Below are 15498 nucleotides of genomic sequence, written 5' to 3' on the forward strand. Positions count from 1 at the left end.
CAACAGAGGCCTGCTGCGCAGGCCTTTCGCGGGCACGCCCGCTCCCACAGTTACGGCGCTGCCCTCAAGGCATGTGATATCCCTGTGGGAGCGGGCGTGCCCGCGAAAGGACCGGTACAGCCCTCCAAAATCCTTGAGCGCTTGCCAGCCAGTGCATTTCCCATGCAGATTTGTGGCTTGTCGCGCCCGGCGCGCCTCCAATTGAAAAGCCCTCAGGACCAAGGACGATGAGTCACTCCTCGCAATTCACCTTGCTCGGCAAGCGGCGTTTCCTGCCGTTTTTCATCACCCAGTCGCTGGGTGCCTTCAATGACAACCTGTTCAAGCAGTCGCTGATCCTGGCGATCCTGTTCAAGCTCAGCCTGGGCGACGGTGACCGTTCGATCTGGGTAAACCTGTGCGCCCTGCTGTTCATCCTGCCGTTTTTCCTGTTTTCGGCGCTGGGCGGGCAGTTTGGCGAGAAGTTCGCCAAGGATGCATTGATCCGGGCCATCAAGCTGGCCGAGATCGCGATCATGTCGGTCGGCGCACTCGGCTTCATCACCAACCACCTGACGCTGATGCTGGTGGCGCTGTTCGGCATGGGAACCCACTCGGCGCTGTTCGGCCCGGTGAAGTACTCGATCCTGCCGCAGGCCCTGCGCGAGGAAGAACTGGTCGGCGGCAACGGGCTGGTGGAAACCGGTACCTTCCTGGCGATCCTCGCCGGCACCATCGGCGCCGGGGTGATGATGTCGAGCGAAAGCTATGCCGCCGTGGTGGCCGGTGGCGTGGTCGGCACCGCCGTGCTCGGCTACCTGGCCAGCCGCTGGATCCCGCGGGCCGCTGCCGCCTCGCCGCAAATGCCGCTGGACTGGAACATCTTCAAGCAGTCTTGGGCGATCCTGCGCATGGGCCTGGGGCAGCCGCCGGCGGTGTCGCGCTCGATCGTCGGCAACTCGTGGTTCTGGTTCGTCGGCGCCATCTACCTCACGCAAATCCCGGCCTACGCCAAGGACTGGCTGCACGGTGATGGCACGGTGGTGACCCTGGTACTGACCTTGTTCTCGGTGGGGATTGCCCTGGGTTCGCTGCTATGCGAGCGGCTTAGCGGGCGCAAGGTGGAAATCGGCCTGGTGCCCTTCGGCTCGTTCGGCCTGAGCCTGTTCGGCCTGCTGTGGTGGTGGCACTCCGGCGATGTACCGGCTGCTGCGGCGCCGCACGACTGGCTGGCGCTGTTGGGCATGGGCCAGGCCTGGTGGATCCTGCTGTCGATCGTCGGCCTTGGGGTGTTCGGCGGCTTCTACATAGTACCGCTGTATGCACTGATCCAGGCCCGCACGGTCGAAGACCAGCGCGCCCGGGTGATCGCTGCCAACAACATCCTCAATGCCCTGTTCATGGTGGTGTCGGCAGTGCTCACCATCATCCTGCTGGGCCTGGCCGAGTTGAGCATCCCGCAGCTGTTCCTGGTGGTGTCGCTGCTCAATATCGCGGTCAACGCCTATATCTTCAGGATCGTGCCCGAGTTCACCATGCGCTTCCTGATCTGGCTGCTCAGCCATTCGATGTACCGCGTGCAGCACCGCGACCTCGAGCGCATTCCCGACGAAGGCGCGGCGCTGCTGGTGTGCAACCACGTGTCGTTCGTCGATGCGTTGCTGCTGGGCGGGGCGATCCGCCGGCCGATCCGCTTCGTCATGTACTACAAGATCTACAACTTGCCGGTACTCAACTTCGTGTTCCGCACCGCAGGCGCCATCCCGATTGCCGGGCGCAACGAAGACCTGGCTACCTACGAACGTGCTTTCGCGCGCATTGCCGAGTACCTGGCCGATGGTGAGCTGGTATGCATCTTCCCGGAGGGCAAGCTGACCGGGGACGGCGAAATCGATGTGTTCAAGGGCGGCGTCAACCGCATCCTCGACGAAACCCCGGTGCCGGTCATTCCGTTGGCCTTGCAGGGGCTTTGGGGCAGCTACTTCAGCCGTGACCCGGCCAAGGGCTTTTTCAAGCGACTGTGGTCCCGGGTGACCATCGTGGCTGGCGCCGCCATCCCGGTGGAGGCGGCGCAGCCAGAGGCGTTGCGTGAGCAGGTCAGACGCCTGCGCGGCAACCTGCGCTAGGGGGAGGGCGTTAGCTGGCGCTGACTTTCAGGCCGACCAGGCCGGTAATGATCAGTGCCACGCTGACCAGGCGTACCAGGGCCATGGACTCGCCGAACAGGATGATGCCGGCGATCACCGTGCCGACGGCGCCGACGCCGGTCCAGATGGCATAGGCGGTACCCAGCGGCAGCTCTTTCATGGCCAGGCCCAGCAGGCCCAGGCTGATGGCCATGGCGGCGACGGTGAGGACGGTGGGCAGTGGCTTGCTGAAGCCGTCGGTGTATTTCAGGCCGACGGCCCAGCCGACCTCGAACAGGCCGGCGAAGAACAGGATGATCCAGGACATGGTGCGTCTCCATCGTTGTGAATGATGGGGCCGTCCCCGGAATGGTCACGCGGTGCGTCGTGAGGTCGTCCTCACAGTGGGTACATGGTGCACATATGCAAACCTCTGGGCAAGCCTGTGCGGGCCTCTTCGCGGGTAAACCCGCTCCCACAGGGTTCTCCACAATTTTCAGATCTGTGCATTACCTGTGGGAGCGGGTTTACCCGCGAAAGGGCCAATGCAGGCAATATCAATGCCTGGCCGGCTCCCCACCTTCAGCTTCTGCCACAGGTTCCCCCATGCGCCGGAACCAGGTAGACAGCAGCGCCCCGGAAATATTGTGCCAAACACTGAACAACGCACTCGGCACCGCAGCCAGCGGCGAAAAATGCGCCGCTGCCAGTGCCGCGCCCAGCCCGGAGTTCTGCATGCCCACCTCCAGCGCCAGCGACTTGCGCTGTGCCAGTGGCAGCTTGCACAGCCTGCCGGTCAAGTACCCCAGCAAGTAGCCGAAGCTGTTGTGCAATATCACCACCGCCATGATCAGCAGCCCAGACTCGGCGATCTTCGCCTGGCTGGCCGCCACCACCGCGCACACGATCATCACGATGCTCACCACCGACACCAGCGGCAGCACCTGCACCGCCGCCTGCACCCGCGCGCCAAGCAGCCGCTGGGCCAGCACCCCGAGCACGATCGGCAGCATCACCAGCTGCAGGATCGACCAGAACATGTCCATGAAGGACACCGGCAACCAGGCCGAGGCCAAGAACCAGATCAACGCCGGGGTAAGCAGCGGGGCGAGCAGGGTGGTCACCGCAGCGATCGCCACTGCCAGCGCCAGGTCGCCGCGCGACAGCCAGACCATCACGTTCGACGCCGTGCCGCTCGGGCAGCAACCAACCAGGATCACGCCCACGGCGATCTCCGGCGGCAGGTGGAACACCTGGCACAGCAGCCAGGCCATGCCCGGCATGATCACGAAGTGCGCGACCACCCCCAGCATCACCCGCCAGGGCTGACGGGCGAGGGCGGCGAAGTCATCGAGCTTGAGGGTAAGGCCCATGCCGAACATCACCAGGCCCAGCAGCGGCACGATGGCCACCTTCAGGGCAATGAACCATTGCGGTTGTACGAAGGCCAGTACGGCGAACACCAGCACCCACAGGGCGAAGGTATTGCCGACGAAGCGGCTGAGGGCGGCGAGGGCACGCATGGGGCAAGTCCTTTTTATATCTTTGTGAATTTCAGGGGCCCTATCGCCGGCAAACCAGCTCCCACAGGTACGCTACAGGTTCCGAATACTGTGGTGTTCCTGTGGGAGCTGGCTTGCCGGCGATAGGGCCGGTGCAGGCAAAAAATATCTTTCAGGCCTGCACCGATACCTCAATTACCTCAGACCCCTTGCGGAATCTCTTCCCCACCCAGCGCCTCGAACAGCACCGGCAGGAATTCGGCAAAGGTCATCATCATCAACTGGAAGCTGGCATCGAACTGCTGTGCAGCCTCATCGCCGCCGTCCTGTTCGGCCTGCTCCTGCAGCAGTTCTTCGAACTTCAGGCGCTTGATCACCATCTTGTCATCCAGAATGAACGACAGCTTGTCCTGCCAGGCCAGGGCCAACTGGGTGACCACCTTGCCAGTGCTCAGGTGCAGCTGGATTTCCTCGCCGGTCAGGTCCTGGCGCTTGCAGCGCACGATGCCGCCGTCTTCGGCAGTGTCGCGCAGTTCGCACTCGTCCAGCACATAGAAGCCTTCTGCAGCTTCCTGCGACTTGACCCACTCGGTCATGGTGGCGACCGGTGCGATTTTCACGGTGGCCGGGCGCACCGGCAGCGAGCCCATCACTTCACGCAGGGTCGACAGCAGGTCTTCGGCACGCTTGGCGCTGGCCGAGTTGACCAGGATCACGCCCAGGCGCGGGGCGATGGCTGCGAAGATCATCGAACGGCGGATGAACGCGCGCGGCAGAAAGGCCTGGATGATTTCGTCCTTGATCTGGTCGCGTTCCTTTTTATAGACCTTGCGCATCTGCTCGGTCTCGATCTCTTCGACCTTTTCCTTCACCGCGTCGTTGACCACGCTGCTGGGCAGGATGCGTTCTTCCTTGCGCGCGGCAATCAGCAGGTACTCGCCGCTGACATGCACCAGAGGAGCGTCTTCGCCCTTGCCGAATGGCGCGACGAAACCATAGGTGGTCAGCTCCTGGCTGGCGCAGGGGCGGGCCGGCTTGCTGGCCAGTGCCGCTTCCAGCGCTTCAGGCTCGAATGGGACTTCCTGGGTCAGGCGGTAGGTCAGCAGGTTCTTGAACCACATGAGGGGCAATCTCTCCTTAATGCATGAGGCGGGCATTATTCTCCGAGCGGTGCTCCCAGGCCAACCCTGTCGGAGTGCCAGTAGCCCTGGCTGGAGGTAAAGATGCAGGTGGCAACGCTAGGTCTTTGAAAGGGCTGAGGTTTTTTTTGAAAAAAGTTAAAAAAGTGCTTGCCAGGGTACGGGGCCGTCCGTAGAATGCGCGCCACACCGAGACGAAGGGTGATTAGCTCAGCCGGGAGAGCATCTGCCTTACAAGCAGAGGGTCGGCGGTTCGATCCCGTCATCACCCACCACTCGATGTTTAGCGCAGCGGTAGTTCAGTCGGTTAGAATACCGGCCTGTCACGCCGGGGGTCGCGGGTTCGAGTCCCGTCCGCTGCGCCATATTTCACTTCCAGGGCCTACTGAACACCCGGAAGTTATAGAGAAAGCGACCTTAGGGTCGCTTTTTTTGTGCCTGCGATTTGGTGTTTCAGGGAAATTTGCAAAAAGTTGGATAAGTGCTTGCCAGAGCGCCAAGTCGCCCGTAGAATGCGCGCCACACCGAGAGACATGGGTGATTAGCTCAGCCGGGAGAGCATCTGCCTTACAAGCAGAGGGTCGGCGGTTCGATCCCGTCATCACCCACCACTCGATGTTTAGCGCAGCGGTAGTTCAGTCGGTTAGAATACCGGCCTGTCACGCCGGGGGTCGCGGGTTCGAGTCCCGTCCGCTGCGCCATATTCCGCTTCCAGGGCCTACTGAACACCCGGAAGTAACAGAGAAAGCGACCCTAGGGTCGCTTTTTTTGTTTATGCATCCTGAGAGATTTCATTGCTCATGAAATCCTGGGGCCGCTTTGCGGCCCATCGCGACACAAGGCCGCTCCTACAGGGGTATGCGCAGTCAGCGAGTGACGCGATCTCCTGTAGGAGCGGCCTTGTGTCGCGAAAGGGGCGCAAAGCGCCCCCGGCAATTTCAGCTACGAAGCTCTTCTTCCCGCAAAGTCAGCACTTCAAACCCATCCTCGGTCACCGCCACGGTATGCTCCCACTGCGCCGACAAGCTGTGGTCGCGGGTAATCACCGTCCAGCCATCCTTCAACGTACGCGTCCCGCGTCCGCCCTGGTTGATCATCGGTTCGATGGTGAACACCATCCCCGGCTTCAACTTCAGGCCCATCCCGCGCTGGCCAATGTGCAGCACCTCGGGCCCTTCATGCATCTGCTGGCCAATGCCATGCCCGCAATACTCACGCACGACGCTGTAGCCCGCCGCTTCGGCATGGGTCTGGATGGCATGGCCGATATCGCCCAACGTAGCCCCGGGGCGTACCTGTTCGATGCCTTTCCATAGCGCGTCATAGGTGGTGTCGACCAGGCGCTGTGCCTCATCGCTGATCGGCCCGACGCTGTACATCTTCGACGAGTCGGCGATGTAGCCGCCTTGTTCCAGGGTGATGTCGACGTTGATGATCGAGCCTTCCTTCAGCACTTCATCGGCCTTGGGCATGCCATGGCATACCACATGGTCCACCGAGGTGTTTAGCGAATAAGGGAACCCGTACTGGCCCTTGCTCGCCGGGCGGGCCTTGAGCGTGCCGATGATGAACGATTCGGCGCGGTCGTTGATCTGCATGGTGGTCACGCCGGGGCGGATAAAGCTGTCGAGGTCGGCGAACACCTGGGCAAGCAGCTGGCCGGCGCGGCGCATCAGGTCGAGTTGGGCGGGGGTCTTGATAATCACCTGGGACATGGGGGGAAGGCGGTGGCTCGTGCTGGAATTTGCCCCAGCATAGCGCCATGGGGTGTGGGGTTGCCATCGCATGGTGCACTCCTGTGCCGGCCCCTTCGCGGGTGAACCCGCTCCCACAGGTACATCACTGCCCTCAGTCCTTGCGATATCCCTGTGGGAGCGGGTTCACCCGCGAAGAGGCCGGCACAGCTGGCCCATAAATTGCTGTTTCACCTCCAATCCAGGGCTATCAACGTCGACAGCCCACAACACTTCACGACAAAGGCGCCGTGTTGCCCCGCTTGCCCAGCAAGCCGGAGCAGCCGGCGCCTTTTGTGTTCCCTACAGGAGCCCGCCCATGGCCAACAGCGAAGTGCGCAGCGTCTGCCCCTACTGCGGCGTCGGTTGCGGCATCGTCATGAGCGTTGCCGATGGCAAGGTCGGCAAGATCAGCGGCGACAAGCAACACCCCAGCAACTTCGGCCGCCTGTGCACCAAAGGCCTTACCGCCCACCTGCCGCTGACCGCCGCCGGGCGCATGGAGGATGCCTATGTACGCCAGCAGCGCAGCCAGCAGCCAGCGCGAACCGGCATCGACCAGGCCATCGCCGCCGCCGCCGAGCGCCTGCGTGGCATCATCGACCAGCACGGCCCCGACGCCGTGGCACTGTATGTGTCCGGGCAGATGTCGCTGGAGGCCCAGTACCTGGCCAACAAACTGGCCAAGGGCTTTATCCGCACCCGCCACATCGAGTCCAACTCGCGCCTGTGCATGGCCAGCGCCGGCAGCGGCTACAAGCTGTCGCTCGGTGCCGATGGCCCGCCCGGCAGCTACCAGGACTTCGAGCACGCCGACGTTTTCCTGGTCATCGGCGCCAACATGGCCGACTGTCACCCGATCCTGTTCCTGCGCCTGCTCGACCGGGTCAAGGCGGGGGCCAAGCTGATCGTCGTCGACCCGCGGCGCAGTGCTACCGCCGACAAGGCCGACCTGTTCCTGCAGGTGCGCCCCGGCAGCGACATGGCCTTGCTCAACGGCCTGCTGCACCTGCTGCTGCGTAACGGCCACACCGACCCCGGTTTCATCGCCCGCCACACCGAAGGCTGGGACGAACTGCCGGCCTTTCTTGATGACTACACCCCTGACCGCGTGGCCGCCATCACCGGGCTGGCCGAGGCCGACATCATCAGGGCCGCCGAATGGATCGGCAGCGCCAGCAATTGGATGAGCTGCTGGACCATGGGCCTGAACCAGAGCATCCATGGCACCTGGCACACCAATGCGGTCTGCAACCTGCACCTGGCCACGGGTGCCATCTGCCGCCCCGGCAGCGGGCCGTTCTCGCTGACTGGCCAACCCAATGCCATGGGCGGCCGCGAGATGGGCTACATGGGCCCCGGTCTGCCAGGCCAGCGCTCGGCGCTGGTAGCGCAAGACCGCGCCTTCGTCGAGCAGCAGTGGCAACTGGCCCCAGGCAGCCTGCGCAGCGAAGGCGGCGAGGGCACGGTGGCGCTGTTCGAGCAGATGAAAAGCGGCGTGGTAAAAGCCTGTTGGGTCATCTGCAGCAACCCGGTGGCCAGTGTCGCCAACCGCCAGCAGGTGATCGACGGCCTGCGCCAGGCCGAACTGGTGATTACCCAGGATGCCTTCCTCGACACCGAGACCAACCGCTACGCCGACATCCTGCTACCGGCTGCGCTGTGGGCCGAAGGCGAGGGCGTGATGATCAACAGCGAGCGCAACCTCACCCTCATGCCATGTGCCGTCGAACCGCCCGGGCAGAGCCTGCCAGACTGGCAGATCATCGCCCGGGTCGCCTGTGCCATGGGCTACGCCGACGCCTTCGACTACCCCGATGCCGAGGCGGTGTACGAAGAAATCCGCCGCTTCCACAACCCAACCACCGGCTACGACCTGCGGGGCATCGGCTATGCCGAATTGCGCGAGCAGCCGCACCAGTGGCCCTGCGCCCCGGGCCGCGACAACCCGCGCAGCCCGCTGCGCTATCGCAACGACGGCAACAGCCAGACGCTGCTGCGCGATGCCCAGGGCGAGTGCCCGACGTTGGCTTTCCCGACCGCCAGTGGCAAGGCTCGCTTCTTCGCCCGCCCCTGGTTGCCGGCAGCGGAGCTGCCAGATGCCGATTACCCCATGGTGCTGAATACCGGCCGCGTGCAGCACCAGTGGCACACCCTGACCAAGACCGGCAAGGTATCAGCGCTGAACAAGCTGGAGCCCGGCCCCTTCGTGGAAATCCATCGCGACGATGCTGCCCGGCTGGGCATCGCCGAAAAGGATCAGGTGGCCATTCGCTCGCGCCGTGGGCAGGCAGTGCTGCCCGCGCGAATCAGCGACCGGGTGATGCCGGGCAACTGCTTTGCCCCGTTCCACTGGAACGACCTGATCGGCGAGCAGCTGGCGATCAACGCCGTGACCTGCGATGCGGTCGACCCGCTGTCGCTGCAGCCAGCGTTCAAGCATTGTGCCGTGACCCTGGAGCGGGTTGCCGGTGAGCGCATCGAAGCCCTTGATCTGAACACTGCCAATCTGGAGCCTGCCCGCATGCCGACCGCCACCCTGTCCCGACTGCTTGGCCTGGACGCCCTGCCAGCCCCGGTACTGGCCGAGGAAGAGCGCCATTACCTGCAAGGCTTCCTGCTGGGCCTGGACCAGGCCCGCGCCGAGGGCGTGCCCTGCCTGCCGGCCAGTGCGCCGCTGGCCGCCAACCGCCGGTTGTTCGTCGATGGCTTGCTGGCCGGGCTGTTCGCCCAGCCTGCGGCGCTGCCCGATGTGCCGTTGAAAGCATCACGGCACCAGGTGCTGTGGGCTTCGCAAACCGGCAACGGCGAGCTGTTGGCCGAACGCTGTGCCGAGCGCCTGCGCGGTGCCGGCCTCGACGTGCAGCTCAGTTGCATGGAAGCGGTGAGCCCGCGCCAGCTGCAGGGCGCCGCTAGCGTGGTGCTGATCGCCAGCACCTTTGGCGATGGCGACGCGCCTGACAGCGCAGCGGCATTCTGGCACGCCTTGCAGGGCGAGGAGGGCGCCCACTGCGCCGAACTGCCTTTTGCCGTGCTGGCCCTGGGCGACTCCAGTTACGACCAGTTCTGCGGCTTTGGCCGCAAGCTCGACCAGCGCCTGGCCGAGCTGGGTGGGCGGCGCCTGCTGCAACGGGTGGACTGCGAGCCGGACTTCGACGACGCCTTCACCGCCTGGCTCGATGCGCTGCTGCCCACGCTTGGTAGTGCCGCCGTACCGCAACCGGTTACCGGGCCTGCGCCCCAGGCGGCCTACAGCAAGCAGCAGCCCTGGGCTGCCAGCTTGCTGGAAAACCGCCTGCTCAACGGCCCGGGGGCCAGCAAGGAAACCCGTCAACTGGTGTTCGACCTGAGCGGTAGCGGCTTCACCTATGCCGCCGGTGATGCCCTGGGCGTGTGGCCGCGCAACTGTCCGACCCTGGTCGACGAGCTACTGGCGCTGATGCAGCTCGATGGCCAGACCATGGTTCAGCTGAAAGGCCAACCCGCCATGCCGTTGACCGAAGCCCTGCAAGCGCACCTGGAGATCGCCAAGGTCACCACGCAGCAGCTGCAGGCCTTCGCCGGCAATGCCCCGGACCTGCAGCGCCTGCTGCAGCCCGAGTGCAAGGCCAAGCTGCAGGACTGGTTGTGGGGGCGGCAACTGGTCGATGTGCTGCGCGCCTTCCCCCAGCAGCTGCCGCTGGCCAGCTGGCTGGAGTTGCTCAAGCCGCTGCAGCCGCGCCTGTATTCGATCAGCTCCAGCCCGCTGGCGCACCCGCAGCAGGTGCACCTGACCGTTTCCACGGTGCGCTATGGCGCGCGCAAAGGCGTGTGCTCAAGCTTCCTTGCCGACCGTGCGCAGGCGCTGAAGGTAGCCATCTTCCCGCAAGTATCCAAGCACTTTCGCCTGCCCGAGGACGACAGCGTGCCGCTGATCATGGTCGGGCCTGGTACCGGCATTGCGCCGTTCAGGGCCTTCCTCGAAGAGCGAGAGGCACGTGGGGCGAAAGGGGCCAACTGGCTGTTCTTCGGCGAGCAGTACGCGGCCACCGATTTCTATTACCAGGAGCAGCTGCAGGCCTGGCAGGCTGCAGGGCACTTGCGTCTGGACACGGCGTTTTCGCGTGACCAGGCCGAGAAGGTCTACGTGCAGCAGCGCATGCTCGAACAGGGCGCGCAGTTGTGGCAGTGGCTGGAGGCGGGGGCGTACTTCTATGTGTGTGGCGATGCGCAGCGCATGGCCAGGGATGTGGATGCGGCGTTGCGGGCGATCGTGGCCGAGCATGGCGGCATGGATGCAGTGGCGGCTGCGGCTTATGTCGAAGCACTGGGCAGGGCCAAGCGGTATCGGCGGGATGTGTATTGATGTGCACCGGGATGGGGTGTTGTGCACTGTGAATGTGCATGACCTGTGCCAGCCTCTTCGCGGGTAAACCCGCTCCCACAGGTACTGCACAGATCTGAAAAATGTGGAGATCCCTGTGGGAGCGGGTTTACCCGCGAAGAGGCCAGCACAGGCACCCCAGTTGGCACACTCCCTGCTTTATCCCAGTTACAACAAAGCCCCCTGATCAACGGCGATCAACCCGGGCCCCCTACCGTGATGAATACAGGCAAAGGCGCCTGGAGCTTCGGCTCCAGGCGCTTTTTTTTTGATCGAGGATCGGCTTATGAAGGCAACAGCGAGCAGCGGGCAACGAGAGCGACTGGTCATTGTCGGCAACGGCATGGTCGGCCACCATTGCGTCGAACAACTGGTCAGCCGCGGCGCCCTGCAGCGCTTCGAAGTGCATGTGTTCGGCGAAGAGCGCCAACGTGCCTACGACCGCGTTCACCTGTCCGAGTACTTCGGCGGCAGCTGTGCCGAAACCCTGGCCCTGTGCGAGCAGGACTTCTACGGCGTCAGCGGTGTGCACCTGCACCTCGGCGAAGCGGTGCTGGAAATCGACCGTGAGCGCTTTGAGGTGGTCACCGCCGAGGGCCGCTACGGCTACGACCAGTTGGTGCTGGCCACAGGTTCCTACCCCTTCGTGCCACCGATCGAAGGTTCCAGCGGCAATGCCCGCCTGGTCTACCGCACCCTTGACGACCTCGATGCCATCCGCGCTGCCGCAGCCAGTGCCCGCCGTGGCGTGGTAGTGGGCGGTGGCCTGCTTGGCCTGGAAGCAGCCAACGCCCTCAAGTCGCTGGGCCTGGAAGCCCACGTGGTGGAATTCGCCCCACGGCTGATGCCGGTACAGCTGGACGGCGAGGGCGGTGCTGCGCTCAAAGCACAGATCGAAGCGCTCGGTGTTGGCGTGCATCTGTCGCGTGCCACCCAGTCGATCAGTGCGGGTGAAGACTACCGCTACCGCATGAACTTCGATGGCGGCGAGCACCTGGAAACCGACCTGATCGTGTTCTCTGCGGGTATCCGCCCGCAGGATGCCCTGGCCCGTGCCTGTGGCCTGGACATCGCCGCGCGTGGCGGCGTGGTGATCGACAACCACTGCCGCAGCAGCGACCCACGCATCTTCGCCATTGGCGAGTGTGCCTCGTGGAACGGCAGCGTGTTCGGCCTGGTTGCTCCGGGCTACAGCATGGCGCGCAACCTGGCAGCATTGCTGATGGGTGAAACCGCTGGCGAATTCACCGGTGCCGACATGTCGACCAAGCTCAAGTTGCTGGGCGTGGATGTCGGCTCCATCGGCGATGCCCATGGCGCCACCCCGGGCGCACGCAGCTACCGCTTCATCGACGAAGCCAACAGCGCCTACCGCCGGCTGGTGGTGGATGCCAGCGGCAAGCACGTGCTCGGTGCGGTGCTGGTCGGCGACAACAGTTACTACGACACCCTGCTGCAATACGCCCAGAACGGCATCGCCCTGCCGGCCGACCCGGCGGCACTGATCCTTCCGCAAGGCGGCGGTGCACCGGCCCTGGGTGCTGATGCGCTGCCCGACAGCGCGACCATCTGCTCCTGCCACAACGTCAGCAAGGGCGCAGTCTGCGCCGCCATCGACAGCGGCTGCGGCGACCTTGCCGCCGTCAAGGGCTGCACCAAGGCCGCCACCGGTTGCGGTGGTTGCGCGGCACTGCTCAAGCAGGTGTTCGAGCACGAACTGACCGCCCGTGGCGTGGCGGTGGACAAGAGCCTGTGCGAGCACTTCGCCTACACCCGTCAGGAGCTTTACGGGCTGGTGCGGGTGGAGGGTATCCGCACCTTCAACGAACTGCTCGAACGCCATGGCAAGGGCCACATTGGCTGCGACATCTGCAAGCCGGCGGTGGGCAGTATCCTCGCCTCGTGCTGGAACCAGCCGATCATGGACCCGGCGCTGGTGCCGCTGCAGGACACCAACGACACCTTCATGGCCAACATGCAGAAGAACGGCACCTACTCGGTGGTGCCGCGCATCCCTGGTGGCGAAATCACCCCCGACAAGCTCATCGTGATCGGCCAGGTAGCGAAAAAGTACGACCTGTACACCAAGATCACCGGCGGCCAGCGCATCGACCTGTTCGGCGCCCAGTTGCACGAACTGCCGCTGATCTGGGGCGAGCTGATCGAGGCCGGCTTCGAAACCGGCCATGCCTACGGCAAGTCGACCCGCACGGTGAAATCCTGCGTCGGCAGCACCTGGTGCCGTTACGGCGTGCAGGACAGCGTCGGCATGGCCCTGCGCCTGGAAGACCGCTACAAAGGCCTGCGCAGCCCGCACAAGCTCAAGTTCGCGGTGTCTGGCTGCACCCGCGAATGCGCCGAGGCACAGAGCAAGGACATCGGCGTGATCGCCACCGACAAGGGCTGGAACCTGTACGTGTGCGGCAACGGCGGCATGCGCCCGCGGCATGCCGAACTGTTTGCCACCGACCTTGATGACGAGACCCTGGTACGCCTGATCGACCGCGTGCTGATGTTCTACATCCGCACCGCCGACAAACTGCAGCGCACCTCGGTGTGGCGCGAGAACCTGGAAGGCGGGCTGGACTACCTGAAGCAGGTGATCATCGACGACAGCCTGGGCCTGGCCAGCGAGCTGGAAGCGCAGATGCAGCATGTGGTCGACCAGTATGAGTGCGAGTGGACCAACGCCCTCGGCGACCCCGAGAAGCTCAAGCGCTTCCGTACTTTCGTCAACGACCGCCGCGCCGACCCGGACGTGCACTTCGTGCGCGAACGCGAACAGCGCCGGCCTGCTGCGCCACTGCACCTGATCCCAACCGTCGAGGAGGCTGTCTGATGAACCTGTCCAATGCTGCTGTGAAAACCCACGAGAACTGGAAGGCCGTGTGCCAGGCGGATGACCTGGTGGCCGATTCCGGGGTGGTGGTCTGGCTCGACGGGGCCCAGGTGGCGCTGTTCTACCTGCCGGGGCAGGCGCAGCCGCTGTATGCGGTGGACAACCGCGACCCGCGGTCCGGTGCCAACATCATCGGTCGCGGGCTGGTGGGCAGTGTGCAGGGCGAGCTGGTGGTGGCGGCACCATTGTACAAGCAGCACTTCAGCCTGGAGAGCGGGGAGTGCCTGGAGGATAGCGGGCAGCGACTGCGGGTGTGGCCGGTGCGGTTGAATGGGGAGGCGGTGGAGTTGGCTGTGGCCTGATATTCATCTGCCGCTTGCACCGGCCTCTTCGCGGGCACGCCCGCTCCCACAGGTACTGCACAGGTCTGGAGAGCGATGGAGATCCCTGTGGGAGCGGGCGTGCCCGCGAAAGGGCCGGTACAGGTTATCTGCATGCGTTAAGCTTGCGCCATGAACCTCGACACCCGCATCAAGTACCGCCACCTGCTGTGCTTCCTGGAGATTGCCCGGCAGGGCAGCCTGGCCAGGGCTGCCGACATCCTGGCAATCAGCCAGCCAGCCATCTCCAAGACCCTCAAGGAACTCGAAGACCTGCTGGAAACGCGGCTGTTCGCGCGCAGCCGCCAGGGCGTCGAGCTGACCCCGGCCGGCACGCGTTTCATGCGTTACGCCGGGCCCAGCGTGCAGGCCCTGCGCGATGGTGTCAGCAGCCTGCGTGGCGAGGCGCGGGCGCCGTCGCAAGTGCGCATCGGCGTGTTGTCCACGGTCGAAGGCTTGCTCATGCCCGAAGTGCTGTGCCGCCTGCACCAGCGGCATGAGGCACTGGTAATCAGTGTGGTCACCGGGGTCAGCGCGCAGCTGCTGGGCCAGTTGCGCCTGGGTGAACTGGAGCTGGTGGTCGGGCGCATGACCGACAGCCCGCAGATCCAGGGCCTGTCGTTCGAGCACCTGTACAGCGAGTCGATGAGCCTGGTGGTGCGACCGCGTCACCCGCTGCTGGCAAACACGCCAGTAGAGCGGGGGCAGGTGGAGCGTTACCCGCTGGTGCTGCCGCCAGCCGGCACCACCATCCGCCAGCATGCCGACAGCCTGTTCGTGCAATGTGGCATCCAGATGCCGGCACAGCGTCTGGAAACCCTGTCGCTGGCGTTGAGCCGGCGCTATCTGCTGGGCAGCGATGCCGTGTGGGTGGCGCCGCGCGATGCGGTGCTGCTCGACCTGCGTCGGGGCGAGTTGGTCGAGCTCGACCTGGGTGTGCGCGAGCCGGGCGGTTCGGTCGGCATCTGTCGCAATGCCGCCTTGCCGCAGAGCCTGCCGGGGCAGTGGGTGTGCGAGGTGCTGCGGGAAGTGGCGGGGGAATATCGCGAGGGGCGGTATCCTTGAGGGGGCGGTGGGGCTGGTAGGGTTCGCCGGTCGATGGTCGGCGCCTGTGAGATCGAGCGCCGCCCGCGCGGCGCTTCGCAGCACAAGGCTGCTCCTACATCTGTTTCGGGCCAATCACGCCTGGGCCNACGCACGCGACCGCCTTGTTTGCCTGACGCGATATCGCGGTGGGACAACAAAAGGGCCGCGCGCCTTCGTCTCAGGAATAACTGGCCCGAAACAGATGTAGGAGCAGCCTTGTGCTGCGAAGCGCCGCGCGGGCGGCGCTCGATGTCCGCAACACCACAATACCCAAGACAGGCACCTGCCGCCCCACCCCATATAACAGATCGATCTAAAACTCTCGCAAAGCACATGGGTCAGTTCCTTAAG

9 protein-coding genes and 4 tRNA genes are annotated in these 15498 nt (G+C 64.5%); 9 read left to right on the forward strand and 4 right to left on the reverse strand.

Features of this window, described 5'->3' with window-relative positions:
- Positions 1 to 227: 227 nt before the first annotated feature.
- Positions 228 to 2105 carry a 1-acyl-sn-glycerol-3-phosphate acyltransferase gene (locus tag JV551A3_RS09170; protein ID WP_133970617.1) on the forward strand — a complete coding sequence of 626 codons (1878 nt, stop codon included), beginning with the start codon at positions 228 to 230 and terminating at the stop codon, positions 2103 to 2105.
- Between the two features lie 10 nt (positions 2106 to 2115).
- Here the strand turns inward: JV551A3_RS09170 and sugE are convergent, their stop codons facing one another.
- The 3 genes from sugE to rdgC form a co-directional block, all read right to left on the reverse strand.
- Positions 2116 to 2433, reverse strand: coding sequence for a quaternary ammonium compound efflux SMR transporter SugE (gene sugE / locus JV551A3_RS09175; protein ID WP_009686221.1), 318 nt, complete (start codon positions 2431 to 2433; stop codon positions 2116 to 2118).
- A 229-nt stretch (positions 2434 to 2662) separates the two neighbouring features.
- The gene (locus tag JV551A3_RS09180; RefSeq protein ID WP_133978587.1) at positions 2663 to 3628 is read right to left on the reverse strand and encodes a bile acid:sodium symporter family protein; all 966 of its coding nucleotides are present in this window, start codon (positions 3626 to 3628) and stop codon (positions 2663 to 2665) included.
- A gap of 179 nt (positions 3629 to 3807) precedes the next feature.
- Positions 3808 to 4728 carry a recombination-associated protein RdgC gene (gene rdgC / locus JV551A3_RS09185; protein ID WP_013971401.1) on the reverse strand — a complete coding sequence of 307 codons (921 nt, stop codon included), beginning with the start codon at positions 4726 to 4728 and terminating at the stop codon, positions 3808 to 3810.
- A 217-nt stretch (positions 4729 to 4945) separates the two neighbouring features.
- Between rdgC and JV551A3_RS09190 the strand changes: the two genes are divergently transcribed.
- The 4 genes from JV551A3_RS09190 to JV551A3_RS09205 all read left to right on the forward strand — a co-directional run bounded on the left by JV551A3_RS09190 (position 4946) and on the right by JV551A3_RS09205 (position 5447).
- Positions 4946 to 5021: transfer RNA gene (locus JV551A3_RS09190), tRNA-Val, on the forward strand.
- A gap of 13 nt (positions 5022 to 5034) precedes the next feature.
- Positions 5035 to 5111 (forward strand) — tRNA-Asp (locus tag JV551A3_RS09195).
- Between the two features lie 170 nt (positions 5112 to 5281).
- A tRNA-Val gene (locus tag JV551A3_RS09200) sits at positions 5282 to 5357 on the forward strand.
- Between the two features lie 13 nt (positions 5358 to 5370).
- Positions 5371 to 5447: transfer RNA gene (locus JV551A3_RS09205), tRNA-Asp, on the forward strand.
- A gap of 237 nt (positions 5448 to 5684) precedes the next feature.
- On the opposite strand, the gene map is transcribed toward JV551A3_RS09205, so the two are convergent.
- Complete coding sequence (gene map, locus JV551A3_RS09210) at positions 5685 to 6533, reverse strand: type I methionyl aminopeptidase (RefSeq protein ID WP_133970619.1); 849 nt, start codon at positions 6531 to 6533, stop codon at positions 5685 to 5687.
- Positions 6534 to 6798: 265 nt separating this feature from the next.
- On the opposite strand from map, the gene JV551A3_RS09215 reads away from it, so the two are divergent.
- The 4 genes from JV551A3_RS09215 (at position 6799) to pcaQ (ending at position 15126) form a co-directional block, all read left to right on the forward strand.
- On the forward strand, positions 6799 to 10824 hold the full coding sequence (locus JV551A3_RS09215; RefSeq protein WP_133970620.1) for a bifunctional nitrate reductase/sulfite reductase flavoprotein subunit alpha: 4026 nt from the start codon (positions 6799 to 6801) through the stop codon (positions 10822 to 10824).
- 304 nt (positions 10825 to 11128) lie between these two features.
- Complete coding sequence (nirB, locus tag JV551A3_RS09220; protein ID WP_133970621.1) at positions 11129 to 13681, forward strand: nitrite reductase large subunit NirB; 2553 nt, start codon at positions 11129 to 11131, stop codon at positions 13679 to 13681.
- On the forward strand, positions 13681 to 14043 hold the full coding sequence (gene nirD / locus JV551A3_RS09225; RefSeq protein ID WP_133970622.1) for a nitrite reductase small subunit NirD: 363 nt from the start codon (positions 13681 to 13683) through the stop codon (positions 14041 to 14043). Before nirB ends, nirD begins: the two co-directional genes overlap by 1 nt.
- 150 nt (positions 14044 to 14193) lie before the next feature.
- Positions 14194 to 15126 (forward strand): pca operon transcription factor PcaQ, encoded by a 933-nt coding sequence (gene pcaQ, locus JV551A3_RS09230; protein WP_133978589.1) that lies wholly within the window; start codon positions 14194 to 14196, stop codon positions 15124 to 15126.
- Positions 15127 to 15498: the final 372 nt, after the last annotated feature.

The organism is Pseudomonas inefficax, assembly GCF_900277125.1.
GTDB lineage: Bacteria > Pseudomonadota > Gammaproteobacteria > Pseudomonadales > Pseudomonadaceae > Aquipseudomonas > Aquipseudomonas inefficax.